16 protein-coding genes are annotated in these 20,658 nt (G+C 73.5%); 7 read left to right on the top strand and 9 right to left on the bottom strand.

From position 1 onward, the window contains the following. Positions 1-48 precede the first annotated feature (48 nt). The 4 genes from ACGF4F_RS19105 to ACGF4F_RS19090 all read right to left on the bottom strand — a co-directional run bounded on the left by ACGF4F_RS19105 (position 49) and on the right by ACGF4F_RS19090 (position 7,479). Positions 49-2,565 (bottom strand): polynucleotide kinase-phosphatase, encoded by a 2,517-nt coding sequence (locus tag ACGF4F_RS19105; RefSeq protein WP_357434558.1) that lies wholly within the window; start codon positions 2,563-2,565, stop codon positions 49-51. Next, positions 2,562-3,995 (bottom strand): 3' terminal RNA ribose 2'-O-methyltransferase Hen1, encoded by a 1,434-nt coding sequence (locus ACGF4F_RS19100; protein ID WP_357434559.1) that lies wholly within the window; start codon positions 3,993-3,995, stop codon positions 2,562-2,564. The genes ACGF4F_RS19105 and ACGF4F_RS19100 overlap by 4 nt, the downstream gene beginning before the upstream one ends. A gap of 280 nt (positions 3,996-4,275) precedes the next feature. Then, the gene (locus ACGF4F_RS19095) at positions 4,276-5,862 is read right to left on the bottom strand and encodes an LPXTG cell wall anchor domain-containing protein (RefSeq protein WP_393078866.1); all 1,587 of its coding nucleotides are present in this window, start codon (positions 5,860-5,862) and stop codon (positions 4,276-4,278) included. A gap of 87 nt (positions 5,863-5,949) precedes the next feature. Next, positions 5,950-7,479, bottom strand: a complete 1,530-nt coding sequence (locus ACGF4F_RS19090) for an LPXTG cell wall anchor domain-containing protein (protein WP_357434561.1) — start codon at positions 7,477-7,479, stop codon at positions 5,950-5,952. Between the two features lie 181 nt (positions 7,480-7,660). On the opposite strand from ACGF4F_RS19090, the gene ACGF4F_RS19085 reads away from it, so the two are divergent. Together ACGF4F_RS19085 and ACGF4F_RS19080 are read left to right on the top strand one after the other, a co-directional pair. Then, positions 7,661-8,146, top strand: coding sequence for a SigE family RNA polymerase sigma factor (locus ACGF4F_RS19085; RefSeq protein WP_357434562.1), 486 nt, complete (start codon positions 7,661-7,663; stop codon positions 8,144-8,146). Next, positions 8,143-9,195: an LCP family protein gene (locus ACGF4F_RS19080; RefSeq protein WP_357434563.1), complete on the top strand. Its 1,053-nt coding sequence runs from the start codon at positions 8,143-8,145 to the stop codon at positions 9,193-9,195. Before ACGF4F_RS19085 ends, ACGF4F_RS19080 begins: the two co-directional genes overlap by 4 nt. Positions 9,196-9,282: 87 nt before the next feature. Here the strand turns inward: ACGF4F_RS19080 and ACGF4F_RS19075 are convergent, their stop codons facing one another. Continuing rightward, positions 9,283-9,495 (bottom strand): hypothetical protein, encoded by a 213-nt coding sequence (locus ACGF4F_RS19075; RefSeq protein ID WP_357434775.1) that lies wholly within the window; start codon positions 9,493-9,495, stop codon positions 9,283-9,285. A gap of 180 nt (positions 9,496-9,675) precedes the next feature. On the opposite strand from ACGF4F_RS19075, the gene ACGF4F_RS19070 reads away from it, so the two are divergent. Both ACGF4F_RS19070 and fbaA read left to right on the top strand, forming a co-directional pair. Then, positions 9,676-10,059: a phage holin family protein gene (locus tag ACGF4F_RS19070; RefSeq protein ID WP_357434564.1), complete on the top strand. Its 384-nt coding sequence runs from the start codon at positions 9,676-9,678 to the stop codon at positions 10,057-10,059. Positions 10,060-10,190: 131 nt separating this feature from the next. Continuing rightward, the gene (gene fbaA / locus ACGF4F_RS19065; protein WP_073835029.1) at positions 10,191-11,216 is read left to right on the top strand and encodes a class II fructose-bisphosphate aldolase; all 1,026 of its coding nucleotides are present in this window, start codon (positions 10,191-10,193) and stop codon (positions 11,214-11,216) included. A gap of 56 nt (positions 11,217-11,272) precedes the next feature. Here the strand turns inward: fbaA and ACGF4F_RS19060 are convergent, their stop codons facing one another. Further along, positions 11,273-12,487 carry a hypothetical protein gene (locus tag ACGF4F_RS19060; protein ID WP_357434565.1) on the bottom strand — a complete coding sequence of 405 codons (1,215 nt, stop codon included), beginning with the start codon at positions 12,485-12,487 and terminating at the stop codon, positions 11,273-11,275. A 262-nt stretch (positions 12,488-12,749) separates the two neighbouring features. Here ACGF4F_RS19060 and ACGF4F_RS19055 point away from each other — a divergent pair, with 262 nt between their 5' ends. Then, complete coding sequence (locus ACGF4F_RS19055) at positions 12,750-13,178, top strand: DUF3151 domain-containing protein (protein ID WP_357434566.1); 429 nt, start codon at positions 12,750-12,752, stop codon at positions 13,176-13,178. 52 nt (positions 13,179-13,230) lie between these two features. Here the strand turns inward: ACGF4F_RS19055 and ACGF4F_RS19050 are convergent, their stop codons facing one another. Then, positions 13,231-15,096: a chromosome partitioning protein gene (locus ACGF4F_RS19050; RefSeq protein ID WP_357434567.1), complete on the bottom strand. Its 1,866-nt coding sequence runs from the start codon at positions 15,094-15,096 to the stop codon at positions 13,231-13,233. A gap of 72 nt (positions 15,097-15,168) precedes the next feature. Continuing rightward, positions 15,169-16,167 carry a diacylglycerol kinase family protein gene (locus ACGF4F_RS19045; RefSeq protein ID WP_357434568.1) on the bottom strand — a complete coding sequence of 333 codons (999 nt, stop codon included), beginning with the start codon at positions 16,165-16,167 and terminating at the stop codon, positions 15,169-15,171. A 122-nt stretch (positions 16,168-16,289) separates the two neighbouring features. Here ACGF4F_RS19045 and ACGF4F_RS19040 point away from each other — a divergent pair, with 122 nt between their 5' ends. Both ACGF4F_RS19040 and purD read left to right on the top strand, forming a co-directional pair. Beyond that, a complete protein-coding gene (locus tag ACGF4F_RS19040; protein WP_073835025.1) occupies positions 16,290-17,576 on the top strand; it encodes an adenylosuccinate synthase in 1,287 nt (428 codons plus the stop codon). A 121-nt stretch (positions 17,577-17,697) separates the two neighbouring features. Next, entirely contained in the window at positions 17,698-18,945 is a 1,248-nt protein-coding gene (gene purD, locus ACGF4F_RS19035; protein ID WP_357434569.1) for a phosphoribosylamine--glycine ligase, read from the top strand. Positions 18,946-19,130: 185 nt separating this feature from the next. Here the strand turns inward: purD and ACGF4F_RS19030 are convergent, their stop codons facing one another. Further along, positions 19,131-20,657, bottom strand: coding sequence for a N,N-dimethylformamidase beta subunit family domain-containing protein (locus ACGF4F_RS19030; RefSeq protein ID WP_393078858.1), 1,527 nt, complete (start codon positions 20,655-20,657; stop codon positions 19,131-19,133). Position 20,658 lies beyond the last annotated feature (1 nt).

The raw sequence follows: 20,658 nt of genomic DNA, 5'->3' as shown, positions 1-20,658 counted from the left end.
AAGGGTACCTGGGCCCGGCCCGGCCTCACGCCGGACCGGGCGTACCGGTCACAGCCGGGGGTCGACCGGCTCGGACTCGCAGGCCAGGATCGCGAAGACCAGCTCGTGGCGGCGCCAGAGCGGGGCGTCCTCGGCCAGCGCATCCAGGGCGGCCAGACCGAGGCCGTGCTCCCGCAGGGCCAGCCCCCGCTTGCGCCCCAGCGAGCGCTTGCGCAGCGCGGCGAGCTGCCCCGGCTCGGTGTAACCCGGGCCGTAGATGATCCGCAGGTACTCCCGGCCCCGGCACTTGATCCCGGGCTGGAGCAGCGCACCCTTCGGCGAGCGGGCGGCGAGACCGGCGTACGGCTTGACCACCATGCCCTCGCCGCCGGCCGCGGTGAGCGCCAGCCACCAGTCGGTCGCCGCCGCCACCGCAGCCTCGTCGGTCAGGTCGACCACCTGCCGCCGGGTCGCGGTGAAGAACTCCGGGTCCGCCGCGCCGAGCCGATCCGCCACGTCGAGATGCCAGCCGTGGTCTCGGTCGGCGTAGCTCGCCCCGGCCCCGGCCAGCACGGCGAACGGTGCCAGCGTCACCCCGCGCAGCCCGTCGGTCGGCCCGACGTACGCCCGGTACGCCGCCGAGTACGCCCGGACCTCGGACTCCCGGTCGGCCATCCGGCCGCGCAGCTCCGCGACCGGCAGCCCCCGCCCGGCGGCGGCGTCCAGCGTGGCGAGCACCGCCGGCAGCGCCGCCCGGCCGGCCGCGCCGACCCCGGCGTACTGCTCGCGGATCAGCCCGCCCGCCTTCGCCGACCAGGGCAGCAGCTCGCAGTCGAGCAGCAGCCAGTCGGTGTCCAGCTCGGCCCAGAGCCCGGCCGTGGTCACCGCGGCGCGTACCCGGGCCAGCAGCTCGTCGTCGAGCGGTGGCCCGAAGAAGGGCCGGCCGGTGCGGGTGTGCACCGCCCCGCCGGCGAACCGCCCCGGCTCCTGTTCCACCAGCACCACGGCCCGCGAGCCCATGTGCTTCTCCTCGCAGACCACCCGCTCGACACCGGCCGAGCGGTAGTCGGCGAACGCCTGCTCCGGGTGCTCCAGGAACCCCTCGACCGCCGACGTCGAGCAGGGCGCCATGGTCGGCGGCAGCCAGACCAGCCGGCCCGGGTCGACCGCGTACCGGCTCATCACCTCCAGCGCGGCGGCGGCGTTCTCCGCCGGCACGGTCAGCGTGCCGTACGCGTGCGTGAGGTGCCGCCGCCCGGTGACGTCGGCCAGATCCAGCACCGTGTCCGGGCGGGTGGCGGCGGGCGCGACCAGCGGTCGGGCCGGGGCGTACCACTCCTTCACCGCCGGGACGGAGACCAGCTCCTTCTCCGGGTAACGCAGCGCGGTGAGCCGGCCGCCGAAGACGCAGCCGGTGTCGATGCAGATGGTGTTGTTCACCCACTCCGGCTCCGGCGTGGGGGTGTGCCCGTACACGACCATGGCCGATCCCCGATAGTCGCGCGCCCACGGGTAGCGCACCGGCAGGCCGTACTCGTCGGTCTCACCGGTGGTCTCCCCGAACAGCGCGAAGGCGCGGACCCGGCCGGACGCCCGGCCCTGGTACGCCTCCTTGAGGCCGGCGTGCGCGACCACCAGCCGGCCGCCGTCCAGCACGTAGTGGCTGACCAGGCCGTCGATGAAGGCGGCCGTCTCGGCGACGAAGCGCTCCGGCTCCGACTCCAGCTGGGCCATCGTCTCGGCCAGGCCGTGGCTGAGCCGCACGTCCCGGCCGCGCAGCTTGCGCAGCAGCTTCTGCTCGTGGTTGCCCGGCACGCAGATCGCGTGGCCGGCCGCCACCATGCCCATCACCAGGCGGAGCACGCCGGGGGAGTCCGGGCCGCGGTCCACCAGGTCGCCGACGAAGACCGCGGTACGCCCCGCCGGGTGCACCGCGTCCACCGGGCGGCCCGCGTCGTCCCGTCGCAGTGACCAGCCCAACCGGAGCAGCAGCTCCGCCAACTCCTCCCGGCAGCCGTGCACGTCGCCGACGATGTCGAACGGCCCGGTCAGCTCGCGCCGGTCGTTGAACAGCTTCTCGTAGCGAATCTCGGCGGCGTCGATCTCCTTGACCCCGCGCAGCACGTGCACCTTGCGGAAGCCCTCCCGGGCCAGCCGCCCGTAAGACTGCCGCAGGTCGCGCTGCATCCGGGCGAGCACCTGCCGGCCGTGCGTCCGGTCGGCCCGGCCCTGCGTACGCTCCCAGGCCAGCGCCTCCGGTACGTCGAGCACGACCGCCACCGGCAGCACGTCGTGCTCGCGGGCCACCCGGACCAGGGCGGCCCGGGCGTGCGGCTGCAGGTTGGTCGCATCGACCACGGTGAGCCGGCCCCGGCGCAGCCGGAGCCCGGCGACGTGGTGCAGCGCGTCGAACGCGTCGCCGGATGCGGACTGGTCGTTCTCGTCGTCGGCCACCATCCCCCGGAAGGCGTCCGACGAGAGCACCTGGCTGGGCCGGAAGTGCCGCCGGGCGAAGGTGGACTTGCCCGACCCGGAGACGCCTACCAGCGCCACCAGGGCGAGCTCGGGAATGTCCAGGATGGTCATGCGCTCGTCTCCTCCTTCCGGGTCAGCACGGCGAGCTGCGTGGGGGTGCCCACCTCGGGGTCGTCGTCGCCGACGCCGTCGATGGTGGCGGTGTAGCCGTGGGTCGCCGCCACCCGCTCGACCCACGCGGCGAACTCGGCCCGGGTCCACTCGAACCGGTGGTCGGCGTGCCGGAACCGGCCCGCCCCCAGGCCCTCGTAGCGGACGTTGTACTCGACGTTCGGGGTGGTCACCACGATCGTGCCCGGTCGGGCGTGCCCGAACACCGCGTCCTCCAGCGCCGGCAGGCGCGGCGGATCGACGTGCTCGACCACCTCCATCAGCACCGCCGCGTCGTACCCGCGCAGCCGGTCGTCCCGGTAGGTCAGCGCCGACTGCCACAGCCGGATCCGGTCCCGCTGCCGCTCCGGCAGCCGGTCCAGCCGCAGCCGCCGGGCGGCCAGGGTGAGCGCCTGGCTCGACACGTCGGTGCCGACGATCTCGGTGAACCGCCGGTCGGCGACCAGCGCGGTGAGCAGCGCCCCGCCCCCGCAGCCCAGGTCCAGCACCCGGCTGGCGCCGCTGGTCCGCAGCGCGGCCAGCACCGCCTCGCGCCGGCGCACGGCCAGCGAGGCACGTGGCGCCTCGCGCGGCTGGTCGCTCTCGACGCTGTCGTCGACGGGTACCTCGTCGGCGAGGCGCAGCTCGGCCAGGCGGGCCAGCGCCTCGCCCGCGAGGGCCCGGCGGTGGGCCAGGTAACGGCGGCTGATCAGGGACCGCTCCGGGTGGTCGGCCAGCCAGCCCGCACCGGCCCGGAGCAGCTTGTCCACCTCGTCCGGCGCCACCCAGTAGTGCTTGGCGTCGTCCAGCACGGGCAGCAGCACGTACAGGTGGTTGAGCGCGTCGGCGAGCCGCAGCGTGCCGGAGAGCGTCAGGTCCACGTAACGGCTGTCGCCCCACTCCGGGTACGTCTCGTCCAGCGGGATCGGAGTGGCCGTCACCGTCCAGCCGAGCGGGGCGAAGACCCGTACGGCCAGCTCGGCGCCGCCCCGGCAGCGCAGCACGGGCACCCGCACCTCCAGCGGGATCGGGGTGGCGGCCAGCTCCGGCCGGTCCCGGGACTCGCCGCGCAGCGCCGACCGGAACACCTTCGCCAGGGCCGAGGAAAGCAGGCTGGACGCGGCGTACGGGCGGTCGTTGACGTACTGGCCGAGGGTGAAGGTTTCCGGGGTGGTCGCCTGTGCCCGGCCGCGACCCCGGCCGCCGCCCAGCCGCAGCGGGTCGATCTCGACCAGCAGGGCCGCCGTGCACCGCTGCTCGTCCGCCTCGGGGTAGAGCACGTGCGCGGTGCCCGCCGGCAGGTCGAAGCTCTGCACGCGGTCCGGGTGCTTGACGAGGAGGTGGCCGAGGTCGGTCGCGGGGCGGTGGGTCGTGGTCAGGGTCAGCAGCACGGTTTCGATGCTCTCAGGGGTGTCGATCTGATTTCGGGTCTCCCCTTACCTGTGGGGGTTCCCGCTCGCGGTGGGGGTCCGGGGAACCCCGCCCGCTCCGGGCGGTCAGGCTTGATCCCTCCGCAGGCGGGAGCCCCGGAAACCCGTTGGTGGTCGTCCGGCGTCCGTGCGGTTCAATGCTGCTGCCGCTGGTGGGGTACGTCTGCCGGGGTGACCCGGAAATGCAAGGTGCCCCGCCGACCGGGGGTCGGCGGGGGCACCTTTCGTTGGGTGCCTCTGGTCAGGCGACGAAGCGGGTCTTGCGGCGACGGGCCACCAGGTAGCCGCCCAGCCCGGCGACCAGCAGCAGGGCACCGATGCCGGCGATCAGGCCGGTGGAGCTACCGGTAATCGGCAGGGAGCCCCCGTCACCGCCCTCCCCACCGCCGTTACCGCCGCCGCTGCCCGGGCTGTTGTCGCCATCGCCTGGGTTGTCGCCACCGCCGGGGGCGTTGACCAGGATCTTGGCGGTGTCGTTGGCCGGGTTGAGATCGGTCTCGCCGGGGCCGGGGTTCACCGCGATCACACCGGTTAGCGGACCCGCCTTGTCGATGCGGAGCGCGAACTCGAGCGTCACCTGGTCGCCCTTGTGCAAGATGGTCGAGTCCTGGCAGACGTACGCCGGGAAGCCGGGCATGTTGACCGGCTTACGGTCGAGGTCGCCGTTGTAGCCCCTGGGCACGCACCGGTCCGGCACCTTCGCCGCGTAGGCACCGGCCGGGATTTCCACCAGCGCCGTGGCGGTGGCGGCCGCCGGCCCGTTGTCGGTCCAGCCGACCGTGACCGGGACGGTGCGGCCGACCGTGCCGGTGACGCTGGCGCCGTCGGCGACCACGTCTGCCTTCTGGTCACCGGTCACCACGAGCCACATGTTGGCGCCGTTGTCCGGGTTGGTATTGGTCTGCGGCGTCGACTGGGCCCTGGCCGGCGTCGCCAGCTTCAGCGTCGGTCCGGTGCCCTTCTGGAATTGGCCGAAGACGCTTGGCTCGTCCCGGAAGTCCTGCCACTCGGCCCGGGTCAGCCAGCGGTGGCTGGCCTCCTGCGCGTTCGGCGCCCAGGCGTCGGACGGAATGGTGAAGCCGAACGACGAGTCGACGACGGCACTCACGCCCGGCGCGAGCGGGTCGTCGAAGGTGCAGGCGAAGGCGTGGTCCTTGAAGCGCGTGACGGAGTACTCGCAGTTCTCGTAGTGCTCCGAGGGGATGAAGTGGGCGGGGCCGTAGAAGAAGAGGACGACTCCGTCCGCGGTCGTCCTACCCACGTTGAAAACCCTGATCGGGGCCCGGACCGTCTCGCCGGGCGCGCCCTTCATCTCCATCGTGGGCCCGGCGGCCAGGTCGACACCCTCGCCGACGATGACCGTGGAGCGGAAGGTCTGGGTGCCCGCGTAGGGGGTGGAGACGGTGAAGGTGAGGTCACCGTGCTGCCCGAGCTTGGCCGTGTCCTTGGCGAACACGGGCAGCACGAGCAGTCTGCTGTCGCGCTCGTCGTCGTCCTCGACCGTGCAGCTCAGGATCGGGCCGTCCTCCCGGCAGACGCCGTTGTTGAACCCACCTGACTGCACATGGGCGAAGCTTTGGACCGCGCTGCGGTCCACCTTTACCGTGTAGCTCGTCAACGGCTCGGTTGCCAGCGAGTCGAGCCGCACCCATTTCATGGATCCGTCCGAAGCGACGATGACGTTGTTCGCGTACAGCCCGAACTCGGTGGCCTGTCGGTCCGACAGTGGGACCCCGGGGGCCGCGACGGCGGGGACGGCGGAGGCGGCGATCAGCGCGCCTGCGACGCCGAGCCCGGCCAGCCAGCGCCGGGTGGGGTTGCTGAGCATGTGCGGGATCCTCTCGAGGGATGGATGTAGCGGTGCCCCGCCGGCCTTGGGCCGGCGAGGCACCTTCGTCCTACTGAGGTGTCCGGATCAGGCGACGAAGCGGGTCTTGCGGCGGCGGGCCATGACGTAGCCACCCGCGCCGGCCGCGAGGATCAGGGCGCCGATGCCGGCGATCAGGCCGGTGGAACTGCCGGTGATCGGCAGGGTGCCGCCGTCACCGCCGCCCTGGCCACCGTCGCCCTTGATGACCAGGGCCGCGGTGTCGTTGCGCGGGTTGAGGTCAGCCACCGGGCCGTCGCTCTCCAGGTCGAAGTGGATCAGCTTCACCGAGCCCGGCGCGGCGTCGACCTTGTCGATCCGCAGGCCGAACTCGAAGAGGGCCTGGTCGCCCTTGTGCAGGGTTTCGAACCACTCACAGAAGTAGACCTTGGCACCCGCCTCGGCCGGGCCGCCCTCGATGTCGGTGGCGCACCCGTCCGGTGCGGTCACGACGGTGGCGCCAGCGGGGATGGAGACCTGTGCAACGGTCACGATCTCCCCGCCCGGCGAGTACGAGTTGGTCATGGCCGGGCCGTTGTTCACGAAGCCGACCTTGGCCCGGACCGTCTTGCCCTTGGTGCCCGGCAGCTCAGCGCCGATCGCGGCTACGTCGGCCCGCTGCTCGCCGGTCACCTTCACCTCGATGCCGGCGCCGTTGTTGGTGGTGTCCTTGTCGGTCTGCCGCAGCGGCTGCAGCTGCGCCTTCGTCGCGGGGGCCAGCTTCAGCGGCGCACCGGTGCCCTGCTGCCAGCCGTCCAGCTCCTTGAGCTCGGTCTCGATGTCCTCCCAGTCGCCCTTGGCGTACCACGACGCGAAGCCGAACAGCTCGCCCGGGGCCCAGGCGTCCGGGGCGATCCGCAGCCCGGACGTGCTGTCCAGCCGCATCCCGGCACCGGGGGCGATGTCCTCGTCGAAGGTGCACTGGGCGAAGTGCGACCCGAAGCCGTCGAGGTAGGAGCAGTTGCTGTAGCGCTGGGTGGGGGCAAGTGCCTCCATGGTGGCCAGCAGGAGCACTGCGCCGTGGGTGGTCGTGTCGCCGACGTTCGCGACCATGATCGGAGCCGTGATGGTGGCGCCCGGAGCACCCGCCGCGGTGATGTCGGCCCCGGCCGCGAGGTCGACGCCCTCGCCGATCTCGACGGTGGAGTGGGTGGTTGCCTTCCGGCCGTCGCCGGCCAGGCTCAGTACGATGTCGCCCTTCGCGCCGACCTCGGCCTTCTCCTTGGCCTGGACAGTCAGGTCGACGACGTAGTCGACGAGGTCCTTGTCCTTGAAGGCACAGGTGATGACAGCGCCGCTCTCGGTGCAGTTCTTCAGGTCGTCGGTCAGGGTGACCGAGGCGAAGCCCTGGACAGCGGTGCGGTCGATGGTGAGGGTCAGGTTCTTGGGCAGGGCCTCGGCGTAGGCGAACAGGGCGACGTTCCGGGCCTCACCGCCTGGAGCGACCAGGGCGTTGTTCGCGTAGAGCAGCATGTCGTCCGAGGCCGGGGCGGCTGCGGCGGGGGTGGCGGAGGCGGCGACGAACGCGCCTGCGACGCCCAACCCGGCGAGCCAGCGCCGAGTGGAGTTGCTGAGCATGTGGGGGGTTCCTCCCGTGGGAATTTCAGGCGGAGTCGGTGGAGCTTAAAGAATCTTTAAGTCGCGCCGCTGCCCTGACTGGCTGGTTGGCCTGCCGAACCGACCGAAAGGTTGATCGCCCGGGTGTGCAATCTTCGGCCGCCCCGGGTCCGTCAATGAGTCGGGACACCGGGAGGTGCAGATGACGTACGAGGAGTTCGCCGACGCGCGGCTGGATGCCCTGCTGCGGTACGCGGTCATGCTGACCGGCGATCCGCACCAGGCGCAGGACCTGGTGCAGGACACCATGGTGCGGGTCCACCTGAACTGGCGGCGGGTGGCCCGTAGCGACTCCCCGGAGCGGTACGTCCGCCGGATGCTCACCAACCAGTACGTCGACTGGCGGCGCGGCTCGTGGGCTCGCCGGGTGCTGCTGCGCGGCGAACCGGACGCGGCGGTGCCGGCGCCGACCGACCACGCGCAGGCCGCGGTGGATCGCGACCAGGTCTGGTCCTGGCTGTCCCGGCTGCCCCGACGGCAGCGCGCCACGCTGGTGCTCCGGTACTACGAGGACCTGCCCGACGCGGAGATCGCCGAGATCCTCGGCTGCGCCGTCGGGACCGTCCGGTCCTGCATCTCCCGCGCGCTGGCCACCCTCCGAGCCGAGTACGTGGAGGTCTGCTCATGATCGAGGACGACCTGCGAGCCGCCTTCGCGCGGCACGAGTCGCTGGCCCCGCCCGCCGGCCCGGTCCGGGCCGCCATCGACCGGGCCGTGGTCCGCCGCCGGCGACGCCGATTCCGCCTCCGCCTCGGCGGCACCGCGCTGGCGGTGGCGGCCGCCGCTCTGGCCGGCTTCACGGCGGTCGTGCCGCGCCAGCCGCCGCCCGCGGCCCTGCTCGGCGAGCCGGCACCGCCGGCCCCCACCGGCGCGCTGAACGTGCTGCTGCTCGGCATCGACTCGACGTCGGCACAGCGCCCACCGCGGGCCGACTCGGTGCTGCTCGTGCACATCCCGGCCGACCGTGGCCGGCCGTACCTGATCTCAATCCCGCGCGACCTGGAGGTCGACATCCCCGGGCTGCACCGGGACAAGATCAACGCCGCCTTCGCCTACGGTGCGGGCTACGACCCGGCCGACCGGAGCAAGGGCTACGACCTGACCCGTCGGACGGTCGCCGCCCTGACCGGCGTACGCGTCGACGCCGGCGCGGTGCTGACCTACCCAGTGCTGCGGAAGGTGACCGACGCGCTTGGCGGGGTGGAGGTCTGCCTGCCGCAGCAGATCACGTCCTCCCACACCCGCCGGGTCTACCCGGCCGGCTGCCAGCGCCTCGACGGTGCCGCCTCGGTCGACGTGCTGCGCCAGCGGCGCGGGCTGCCCGACGGCGGTCTGGACCGTGACCGCAACGCCCAGCGCTTCGCGGCCGGCCTCCTCCGGCGCGCCGGGGAGGAGGACGTGCTGCGCAACCCGGTGTGGCTCTCCCGCGTCGTCGCCGAGGTCGGTCCGGATCTGACCGTGGCCGGCGGATCGGTGCTGGACCTGCTGCGGGTGGTTCCGGAGCTGGCCGCGATGGAGCCGGTCGGGCTCAGCCTTCCGGTCAGGGGTCCGGAGGGCCGCGACCCGCGGCTGCGTGCGGATCCGGAGAGTGCTCCGGCCTTCCTCGCCGCGCTGCGCGAGGACCGGCTGGCCGAGTGGGCGGCGGCGCACCCGGACGAGATCACCCCGACCCGCTGACCGGGCGCCGCCCGGCCTGTTTGCCGGGCGGCGCCTGCGCGAGCGCGGTGCGACGTCGGGCCGGTGTGCCGGCCGCCGGGAACGGCGTCAGCGGTAGTCGTCCTCGTCGGCGGTGACCACCCGGGCCTGTTCCATCGCGTCCCAGTCGCCGACCTCCAGGCCGCGGTTCGGCTCGATGTCGCCGTCCTCCGGGTTGATCGCCGCCGCCTGCTCGACCGCGTCGGCCGGCTCCGCCTCCAGGTCCCGCTCCTCCGGAGCGAGGTGGTCGCTCGGGGCGAAGTCCTCGTCGGGCTGACCCATCGTCCCTCCCTGGATCTCGGTGCGGACAGTCACCACCACACCGTACGGGCTGGCTCCGGGTCCCGCTCGGTGCCGGCCGAACCGCAGGGCGGGGCCCGGCGGCGGGTGCGACCTGACCCCCGCCCGGGCGAGTCGGCGGATTGTCCCTCCGGGCCCGGTTTCCGGTGCCAGGATGGTGGCGTGGGCCTCCTGATCCGACTGGTGATCACCGCGTTCGCGCTGTGGATCACCACGCTGATCGTGCCGGGGGTGGAGGTGACCGGGCGCACCGGTACGGAGACGGTGCTCACCCTGGTCGTGGTGGCGGTCATCTTCGGCGTGGTCAACGCGGTGCTCAAGCCGGTCATCAAGGTGTTCGGCTGCGTGTTCTACCTGTTCACGCTCGGTCTGTTCGCGCTCGTGGTCAACGCCCTGCTGTTCCTGCTCACCGGCTGGATCGCCCGGCAGCTGCAGCTGCCGTTCCAGGTGGACGGATTCTGGGCCGGCTTCTGGGGAGCGATCGTGATGGCCGTGGTGAGCTGGCTGATCAATGTCGTGGTGCCGGACCGGCCGGGCCGCCGGTGAGCCGTTCCCGGGCCGGTTGTGCCGGTCGCCGCCTGCTACGGGATACTGCCCGCGGTGGACAGCGCGGTCCGGCGCACCCAAGGAAGACAGCGGCCTGCACGGCCGACAGCGGTAAGTAAGGAGCGTTCGACATGCCCATCGCTTCCCCCGAGGCTTACGCGGAGATGCTGGATCGCGCCAAGGCCGGCCACTACGCGTACCCGGCCATCAACGTGACGTCGTCGCAGACGCTGAACGCGGCGCTGAAGGGCTTCGCCGACGCGGAGAGCGACGGCATCATCCAGGTCTCCACCGGTGGCGCCGAATACCTCTCCGGCCCGTCCGTTAAGGACATGGTCAGCGGCGCGGTCGCCTTCGCGAAGTACGCCCACGAGGTGGCGAAGCACTACCCGGTCAACATCGCCCTGCACACCGACCACTGCCCGAAGGACAAGCTGGACAAGTTCGTCCGGCCGCTGATGAAGATCTCCCAGGAGCGGGTGCAGCGCGGCAAGGAGCCGCTGTTCCAGTCGCACATGTGGGACGGCTCGGCCGTGCCGGTGCCGGAGAACCTGCAGATCGCCGAGGAGCTGCTCACCGAGGCCGCCAAGGGCAAGATCGTCCTCGAGATCGAGGTCGGCGTGGTCGGCGGCGAGGAGGACGGCGTCGAGAACGCCATCAACGAGAAGCTCTACACCACCGTCGAGGACGGCCTGGCCATGGTCGAGGCGCTCGGCCTCGGCGAGAAGGGCCGCTACATGGCGGCGCTGACCTTCGGCAACGTGCACGGCGTCTACAAGCCGGGCAACGTCAAGCTCCGCCCCGAGGTGCTCAACCACATCCAGGTGGCGGTCGGCGCCAAGTACGGCAAGGAGAAGCCGCTCAGCCTGGTCTTCCACGGCGGTTCCGGCTCGCTGCTGTCGGAGATCCGCGAGGCGCTGGACTACGGCGTGGTGAAGATGAACATCGACACCGACACCCAGTACTGCTTCACCCGCCCGGTGGCGGACCACATGTTCCGCAACTACGACGGCGTGCTCAAGGTCGACGGCGAGGTCGGCAACAAGAAGATGTACGACCCGCGGGTCTGGGGCAAGGCCGCCGAGGCCGGCATGGCCGCCCGGGTCGTCGAGGCCTGCGAGGCGCTGCGCTCCACCGGCACCACGATGAACAAGTAGTCCACCAGCCCGTCACGGCGGCCGGCTCCCCGCAACGGGAGCCGGCCGTTCGGGTCTCACGCGGCGGTGAGCAGCCGGACCGCCTCCCGCACGTCGTCGGTGAGGTGCACCGTGGACGACAGGTCGCCGAATGGGGAGGCGGCCAGCAGCGGCCGCAGCAGCGACTCGACCGGCAGTTCGGTGGTCCAGTAGGTCCGGTCGAGGAACACGTACGCGCCGCTGGCCCCGTCGGTGCCGTAGTAGGTCTTGGTGGCCGCCTGGAACACCTCCTGCACCGTCCCGGCCCGACCGGGCGCGAAGACGATCCCGCCGCGGGCCAGCCGCAGGATGGTGTCCTCCCGGATCGCGTTGGAGAAGTACTTGGCGATCCGCCCGGCGAACAGGTTCGCCGGCTCGTGCCCGTATAGCCAGGTGGGGATGGCCAGCCCGCCGGAGCGGGCCCACTCGGTGCCGGCCGCGGCGGGACGGGGCGTGGGCAGCGTCGGCCCGGCGGCGTACCGCTCCCGGACCCGGAGCGCGACCTCGGTGTAGCGGTCGTGGTCGGTGAAGTCGGGGGCGGTGGCGAGCAGGTCGATCGCCGCGGTCAGCTCCTCCGCCGGCCAGGCCGCGAGGAAGGCGCCCAGGTTCGCCGCCTCCATCACGCCGGGCCCGCCGCCGGTCACCACCAGCCGGTCGGCCCGCGCCAGCTCCCAGCCCAGCACCGCCGCCATCCGGTACGCGGCGCTGCCGCGCGGCACCGCGTGCCCGCCCATCACCCCCACCACGGACTGCGGCCCGTGCACCGCCAGCCAGGTCCGGGTGGCATCGGCCAGGGCGTTGTCCACCCCGTGGTCATGCAGCCGCTGGCCGAGCGCCTCCCGGACGTCCGGCAGCGCGCCGCCGTGCGCCCGGAAGTGCGCGTACACCCGGGTGTCGTACATCCCGGCGAAGCCGCCGTCCGGGAAGCCGGCGGCCAGTTCGTCGGCGGTGTAGAGGTGGGCCGGCTGGGTGGGGTAGGGCAGCCCGGAGAAGGGCGGGACCACGTTGGCGCCGCGCCGGACCAGGTCCGCGCCGACCTCCCGGCCGGCGAACCGGCAGCCCACGAAGAGGGTTCCGGCGACCTCGACGCCGCGCAGGTCGGGGACCGGGTCGAGGTCGAGGCGGAGGCCCTGCACGGTCAGCCCGGCGAGGGTGCCCTCGGCCAGCCGCCGGTCGAACTCGGCCCGGGTCTCGATCTCGTCGATGCTGGTGTCGTGCGGCTCGATGACGTCCGCGGGAGGTGGGGTCGGCACGAGATCATCCTGCCCCGGCCGGGCAAGCCGGCCAAACGTCGGCCGGACGGACAGGAGCCCGGCGGCCAGGCCACCGGGCTCCTGCATAACCGGGTCCTGGGGAGGCTCCGGATCTTTAGTTGTAGTGGAAAATATCTCCGGGTGGCATGGGCCGGGGGTACGTGCCGGCCCGCCGCAGGCGTGACGAACCCCTCAGCCGTTCAGTTGACCGGCTCGCCGGACCCCCTCGCGTACCCCTACGCGAAGCGGGTTGAATGGGGCGATGCAGAACCTGTTGCCTGAGCCACCGGCCACCCTCCTGCCCGCGCACGAGGAGGCCGACGCCGCGCTGGCCGCCGCCGCCGAGCAGGACACCGACGAGGCGTACCAGGACGTCGCGGCCCGCTTCCCGGCCCACAGCGCGGCCTGGGCGGCACTGGCCGCCCGGGCGCTCGCCGCCGGCCAGGTCGTCCCGGCCTACGCCTACGCGCGTACCGGCTACCACCGCGGGCTGGACCAGCTGCGCCGCGCCGGCTGGAAGGGGCACGGCCCGGTGCCGTGGTCGCACAAGCCCAACCGGGGCTTCCTCCGCTGCCTCTACGTGCTCTCCCGGGCCGCCGGCGAGATCGGCGAGGCCGACGAGGCGGCCCGCTGCGCCCAGTTCCTCCGCGACTGCGACCCGGCCGCCGCGGACGCCCTCGCCACCCTCTGACCTGCGGCGACGGCCGGTCCGACCACCGGGTCGGGCCGGCCGTCGCGCCTGTTTACAGTCCTTCCGCCACGGCGGCGGCGATCTTCAACCAGGCGTCCCGGGTGGCCGAGGAGAGCTGCCCGTACCGGATCGGCTCGCCGGTGTCGATGAGCCGCTCGTACGGCGCGAGCAGCACCGCCCGGGTCCGGGCGGCGAAGTGCCCCTGGATGGCCGGCAGGTCGATCTCCTTGCGCGACGGCGGCATCGACACCACCGTCACCGCCTGCCGGACCAGCCGCTGCCGGCCGCTCTGCTCCAGGTGGTCGAGCATCCGCGCGGCGGTCTCCGCCGAGTCGTTCCGCGCCGACATGGTGACCACGAGTTGGTCGGTGGCGTCCATCGCGGCCTGCCAGTTCTGCGCCCGGACGTTGTTCCCGGTGTCCACGAAGATCAGCTTGTAGAAGCGGCTGACCACCTCGCGGATCTCGGCGAACGCCGCCGCCGTGAGCATCTCGCCGCCGGTCGCCGACTCGTCCGAGGCGAGCACGTCGAACATCCCCTCGCCCTGCGAGCGGACGTACTGCGACAGGTCGCCGACCCGGCCGTGCGCGCCCTGGAACTGGGCCAGGTCGCGCAGCATGTCCCGCACCGTACGCGAGTGGAAGTCCTGCTGGGCCCGCATCCCGAGGGTCCCCTGGGTCTCGTTGTTGTCCCAGGCCAGCACGTATCCGCCGCGCTTCTGGCCGAAGGTCATGGCGAGCAGCAGGATGGCCACCGTCTTGCCGGCGCCGCCCTTCGGGTTGACCACGGTCACCTGGCGCAGCCCGCCGAAGTTGCGGCGGACCATCTCGATGTCGCGCCGTACCTCCTGCTCGTGCTGCCCTGGTGGGAGCCGGACCAGGCCGAGCCGGTTCACCACCGCGCGGACGCCCATGGTGGCCACCGGATCGAGCGGCCGGGCCTGCCGGCGTCGGGCGAAGTCCTCGGCGGTCGGGGGCGCCCCGCCCTCCGGCGTCCAGGCCGGCTCCGGGTACGCGGCGGGCGCCGGCTGCTGCGGCGGGCCGGGCTGCGGCGGCGGGGTGCCCTGCTGGGGCCAGGCGGACGGGTACCAGCCCGGTGTCGGGGTGGGCGACACGGGCCCGCCCGCCGCGGGTGGCGGCGGGTACGCCGACCCGTCCGGCTGCCCGTACCCGCCCGGCCCCGGCGGATAGCCCGTGCCGTTCCCGTACGCGGACTGCGGGAGCGGCACGCCCGGCGACGGCGGGAACGGCCCGAGTCGGGGCGACGGCGGAGCGTCCGGCTGCCCCTCGGCGGGCGGCACGGCGTCCGGACCTGGCGCGTCGGTGGCCGGCTCGGCCGGCCCGGTGGTCGACCGCTGCGGCGGCTGGGCCCAGGGCGAATCCGTCCGGCTGCCGGTGCCGGCCGGGGGGTCGTCGGCCTGCCCGGACCCGTTCGAGGAGCGGTCCGGGGCGCCGGATCCGCCGCCCGCCCCCGCGCCGGCCGATGCCGACCCGGCCGCCGGGGTGCCGGCCGACGGGCCATCGGCGCCCGTGGACCTGCTCGGGGCGACCGCCGGTTGGTCGAGGGTGAACGGGAGGTCCAGGTCGACCGGAGGCTGTGCCGGGCGGGGCGTGGGCACCCCGTGGCCGGCGCCGCCCGCCCGCGTCACGTCGTCCGTCGCCGCGCCGGTGGCCGTGGCGTCCCGGGCCGGCCCCGTGGGCGGGCCGTCCACCGGCACGCCGGGCGCCGGTGCGGCGGCGTCCGGGGGCGGGGCGGGCCCGGCGGGCCCGGCGGGCGCGCCTGGTTGGCTGGGAGCCGCCCAGGGCGGAACGGCGGTGGTCGGGTCGGTCTGCTCCGGCGGCCAGAGCGGTTCGATGTCCCGCTCCGGCACCTGCGGATGGCCCGGTACGTGGGCCCGGTCGGCGTTCTCGTGCACCACGGTTCCTCCCCCTTCCTCCCGCCGAGGATAGGCCGTCCGGTCAGCCGGGGAGCCGCACGAGATCGACGGAGGTCAGGACGTCCAGACCGCCCAGGCGCCCGGCTCGGTCCACCAGGACCGCTTCCGGTTCAGCTCGCCCTCGACGCCGTCGTCGAGGAAGGGCACCTTCTCGTCGCGGGGCACGACCGCCACCGCCCGGCCCCGGGCCCGGCGCACCTCGAGGCGTACCCGCCTGCGGCCCAACCTGGAGCGGGTGACCACCGGAACGGCCACCGCCACCTCGACCCGGCCGTCGGTCGGGTCCGGGCCGGCCAGCAGCGTCACGTCGTCGAGGCGCGCGTACCCGGCGGCGTTGCCGATCGCGCAGGCCATGATCGCTTCCTCGCCGTCGGAGAGGATCGCGTCGTCGACCTCGACCCGGCCGCGCCAGTGCAGCGGCCGGCCCGCGTCGTCGGCCGCGCCGAGCAGCGCGCCGTCCAGGGTCACCGAGCCGCCGTCGTTGCGCAGCAGGTCGAGCCGGCGGGCGGTGCCGTCCAGCACCGTGGCGGCCACCGCCGCCGGGTCGCGCGGCAACCCGAGCTGCGCGGCCAGGTCACGGGCCGTCCCGGTCCGGGCCGGATCGAGCGGGAGTACGCCGACCGGCGGCAGGTCCGGGACCGTCCGGTTGCCGGGCAGGTCGGCCGGACGGCGGCTCGGCGGCGGAGCGTACCGCCGGACCAGCCGGCGCAGCACGGCGCGCAACTGCCCGTCACTGGCCGTGGCGACCACCAGGCGGGTCTTGCCGTCCGGATCGGGCCAGGTGAGGCCGTCCGCCCGCGGCGGTCCGTCGAGCCGGGCCAGCACCTGGTCGATGTCGGCGTCCGAGCGGGCGGTGACCGTCTCCACCCGGGCACCCCGGGCGGTCAGCGCGTCCGCGCAGGCCAGCACCGGTACGCGCGGGGTCTCGCAGCGCTCCTCGGGCGTCGCGCCGCCGGCTTCGTCGGCGCCACCGCAGCAGGCCCCGCCGCTGCCGCAGCCGCCGCCGGGCGCGTCCCGCTCCGAGCCGAGGCTGAGCAGCACCACGTCGTACACGAAGGAGCCTCCTGCTTCTCGACGAACCCCTGCTGGTCCCGCCGTTACCTCTTGTTAGCCTGACACCCCGGGCTCGCTGACCGGTCGCCGCCTGGCACCCGAGCCTTCTGGAGGCGGAGAAGATGCCAGCGATCGTGCTCCTCGGCGCCCAGTGGGGCGACGAGGGTAAGGGCAAGGTTACCGACCTGCTGGGTGGGCGGGTTGACTACGTGGTGCGCTACTCCGGCGGCAACAACGCCGGGCACACGGTGATCACCCCGGACGGCCAGAAGTACGCGCTGCACCTCATGCCGTCCGGCGCGCTCTCGCCGAGCGCGATGATCGTGATCGGCAACGGCGTGGTGGTCGACCCGAAGGTGCTGCTGGAGGAGATCGACGGTCTCGCCGAGCGGGGCGTGGACGTCTCCCGGCTGCGCATCTCCGGCGACGCGCACCTGATCATGCCGCACCACCGGGCGCTGGACCGGGTGGTCGAGCGTTACCTCGGCTCGTCCCGGATCGGCACCACCGGCCGCGGCATCGGCCCCGCGTACGGGGACAAGGTCGCCCGGATGGGCATCCGGCTCCAGGACCTGCTCGACCCCGGCATCCTGCGCAAGAAGCTGGAGCTGGCGCTCCGCGAGAAGAACCAGGTGCTGTTCAAGGTCTACAACCGCAAGGCGATCGACGTCGACGCGACGATCGAGGAGTACCTCGGGTACGCCGAGCGGCTCAAGCCGTACATCGCCGAGACCCGGGCGATGCTCTGGGACGCGCTGGACCGGGGCGAGACGGTCCTGCTGGAGGGTGCCCAGGCCACCATGCTCGACATGGATCACGGCACGTACCCCTTCGTGACCTCGTCGAACCCGACGGCCGGTGGGGCGTGCGTGGGCGCGGGCATCCCGCCCACCGCGATCACCAAGGTCATCGCGGTCAGCAAGGCGTACACCACCCGGGTGGGCGCGGGACCCTTCCCGACCGAGCTCTTCGACGACAACGGCCGGCACCTTGTCAAGATCGGCCACGAGTACGGCACCACCACCGGCCGGGAGCGCCGGGCCGGCTGGTTCGACGCGGTCGTGGCCCGGTACGCGTGCCGCCTCAACGGGGTCACCGATCTGGTCGTCACCAAGCTGGACGTGCTCACCGGCCTGCCCAAGGTGCCGATCTGCGTCGGCTACCAGATCAACGGCGAGCGGGTCGACGACATGCCGATGACGCAGACCGACTTCCACCACGCGACGCCGATCTACGAAGAGCTCGACGGCTGGTGGGAGGACATCACCAAGGCCCGCACCGAGGACGAACTCCCCGAGAACGCGCGCCGCTACATCGCGCGCATCGAGGAACTAACCGGCACCCGGGTCAGCGTCGTCGGCGTAGGCCCCGGCCGCGACGAAAACGTCCTCCGCCACCCCCTCCTCTAACCCACCCCCCATCCCGGATCGCTTCGTTGATCATGAGATTAGCGGCACGGTCAGAGATCCATCTCGCCGCTAACCTCATGATCAACGGGGTGGGGAGGCGGGGTCAGTAGGATGCGGGGTTGTGCGGGTTTTGCTTGTGGGTGGTGGGGGGCGGGAGCACGCGCTCGCGCTCGGGTTGGCCGGTGATCCGTCCGTCACGGCGCTGATCGCGGCGCCGGGGAATCCTGGGATCGCGGCGGTGGCTGAGCTGCGGGAGGTTGCTCCGACCGATCCGGCGGCGGTGGCGGCGCTCGCCGTCGAGGTGGGTGCCGACCTGGTGGTGATCGGGCCGGAGGCGCCGCTGGTGGCCGGCGTCGCCGACGCGGTACGCGCCAAGGGCATCGCCGTGTTCGGTCCGTCGGCGGAGGCGGCCCGGCTGGAGGGTTCCAAGACGTTCGCCAAGGACGTGATGACCGCCGCCAAGGTGCCGACCGCGCGGGCGTACACCTGCACGGAGCAGGAGAGCACCGGCAGGGCGCTGGACGAGTTCGGGCCGCCGTACGTGGTGAAGAACGACGGGCTGGCCGCCGGCAAGGGTGTCGTGGTGACCAGCGACCGGGCGGTCGCCGAAGAGCACGCACGGGACTGCGGCCGGGTGGTGGTCGAGGAGTACCTGGCCGGCCCCGAGGTCTCCCTCTTCGTGGTCACCGACGGGGAGGCGGCCCTGCCGCTGCTGCCCGCGCAGGACTTCAAGCGGGTCGGCGACGGCGACACCGGCCCGAACACCGGTGGCATGGGCGCGTACGCGCCGCTGCCCTGGGCGCCGCCCGGCCTGGTGGATGAGGTGATGCGCGACGTCGTGCACCCGACGCTGGCCGAGATGCGGCGCCGGGGCACCCCGTTCGCGGGCCTGCTCTACGTGGGTCTGGCGATCACCGCCGCCGGCCCTCGTGTGATCGAGTTCAACGCCCGTTTCGGCGACCCGGAGACCCAGGTCGTCCTCGCCCTGCTGGAGACGCCGCTCGCCGGGCTGCTGCACGCCGCCGCCACCGGCACGCTGGCCGCGCACCCGCCGCTGCGCTGGCGGGACGGGGCGGCGGTCACCGTCGTGGTGGCGGCCGAGGGATACCCGGCGGCGCCGCGTACCGGCGACGTGATCACCGGCGCGGACCGCCCCGGGGTCATCCACGCCGGCACCCGCCGGGACGCCGACGGCAAGCTGCGTTCCGCCGGGGGCCGGGTCGTCTGCGGTACGGCCACCGGCCCGGACCTGGCCGCCGCGCGGGATGCCGCCTACGCCCTGGTACGGGACATCGAGCTGGCCGGCTCGCACCACCGCACCGACATCGCTGCCGCGGCGGTGGCCGGCCAGGTGACCGTCCCCGCCTGACCCGGCGACCCGCGGAGCGGCCGAGGCGCCAGAAGGTGGTGCGCGGCCGACCGTATGCCCTCGGGCGACGGGACGGGCGGCGACGTCGACTGCCGGCTCGATGAGATCCGACCTGCACGATGATCAACCGCGGCGCCGATTGCGGCACGAACGGCCCGGCCCGGCGAGCCGGGCGGTCGGTCTCGCTATCCCGCAGCGGGCTCGGACGCCCGGGCCTCGGCCGCGGTTCGGGCGCGGCCGACGATCCGGTCGAGCAGGTTGGCGGTGGCCCGTTCGATCCGCTCGTCGCGGTGCCCGGGGCGGTTCAGCGCCATGGTCCAGCAGAGCGTGCCGGTGGCGAAGACGAGACCGCCCTGCGGCGTCTCGTACAGGTGCGTGTTCTGCACCCGCCGCCCGCCCTCCCGGGTCCGGTACGGCGACCGGCTCAGCACGGTGGCGGTGACGGCGGCCGGGCGGGGCGTCCTGGGGTTGAGGCCGTCGGCCTCGCCGCCGACCACCCCGGGGATCCGGTCGCCGTCGGCCACCCCCGTGCCGGCCCAGAACCAGTGGCTCGCCGAGTTGACGACCAGCGGTTGCGGCGCGCCGACGATGCCGTTGTATTGCACGCCGATCAGCGCCTGTTCGGGCTGCCGGATGCTGCGCCACCGGAGAGTGGGGCCGGCGCCGTCCTGACCAGGATCGGGCATGGTCTTGGCGCAGGCGACCACGCGCTCGGCGCGCCCGTCGGCGGCCGGCCGGACCCGGACGTGCCAGTAGACGCTGTTGGCGCCGAGGAAGGCCAGGCTCCGGCCGGCCGCGACCGCCCGTTCCGCGGCCCGCCGCATCTCCACCGACCAGTACTCGTCGTGCCCGGCGAACACAATGCCCTGGTGCCGCGTCGGGTCGAGCCGACCGGAGTGCAGGTCGAAGCTGGTCGCGTAGCTGACGTCGTACCGGTTGCGTTCCAGCCACTGGATGACGTCGTGGTCCCGGCTGAGGTGGATCGGGATGCCCTCGTCGGAGTACGGCCGGTCGAACGAGACCTCCCGGGCCCGGACCAGCGGGTCCCGCCGGCCGGCTGTGTAGCCGTTGTAGAGGCTCTTGCCGATCAACCGGTCCGTCGGCCACTGGTTGTACGCCTGCCAGGTGGTCACCGGCAGCACCACGCAGAGCGCGGCGGCGCGCCGGTCGTCGCGCACCACGAACGGCGTGCCGGCGCGCCAGCCCGCGGCCGAGGTGAACACCGCCTGGTAGAGGCCGGAGGTCCAGTGGTCGGGGATCCGCAGGGTCCAGGACACCGGCCAGCGGCACGCGATGGTGCCGGTCGCCGGGTCGGCCGGCGGGACGGGTTGCGGCACCCCGGCCAGCTCGGGACTGGTCAGCATGGTGCGGGCGCCGGCGCCGTCGTACCAGCCGAGCCGGTGGACGGTGATCCGGAACGGGCCGGCCGGGTTGACGGCGACGTGGAAGTCGACGGTCTGCCCGGGGGCGACGCTGGTCGCCGAGGCGTACCCCTGGATCTGGCGCTGCCGGTCGTCGGCGGCGCGGGGGCCGTCCTGCGGCCACCAGGGTTCCCCGGCCGCGTGGTTCTCCACCTCGACGGGCGGGGGCTGGCGGCGGACGAGGGTGCCGGCGCGGCGCCGGCCGAGGACGGGTTCGGTGGCGCCGAGTGCGGTGGCGGAGGCGCCGCCGAGGAGGAGGCCGAGTGCCCAGCGTCGGCGGAGTCGGACCATG

This window comes from Micromonospora sp. NPDC047740 (genome assembly GCF_043204735.1).
Lineage (GTDB): Bacteria > Actinomycetota > Actinomycetes > Mycobacteriales > Micromonosporaceae > Micromonospora.
The sequence above is the reverse complement of the archived record's forward strand: the minus strand, read 5'-3'. Positions and strand labels throughout refer to the sequence as shown.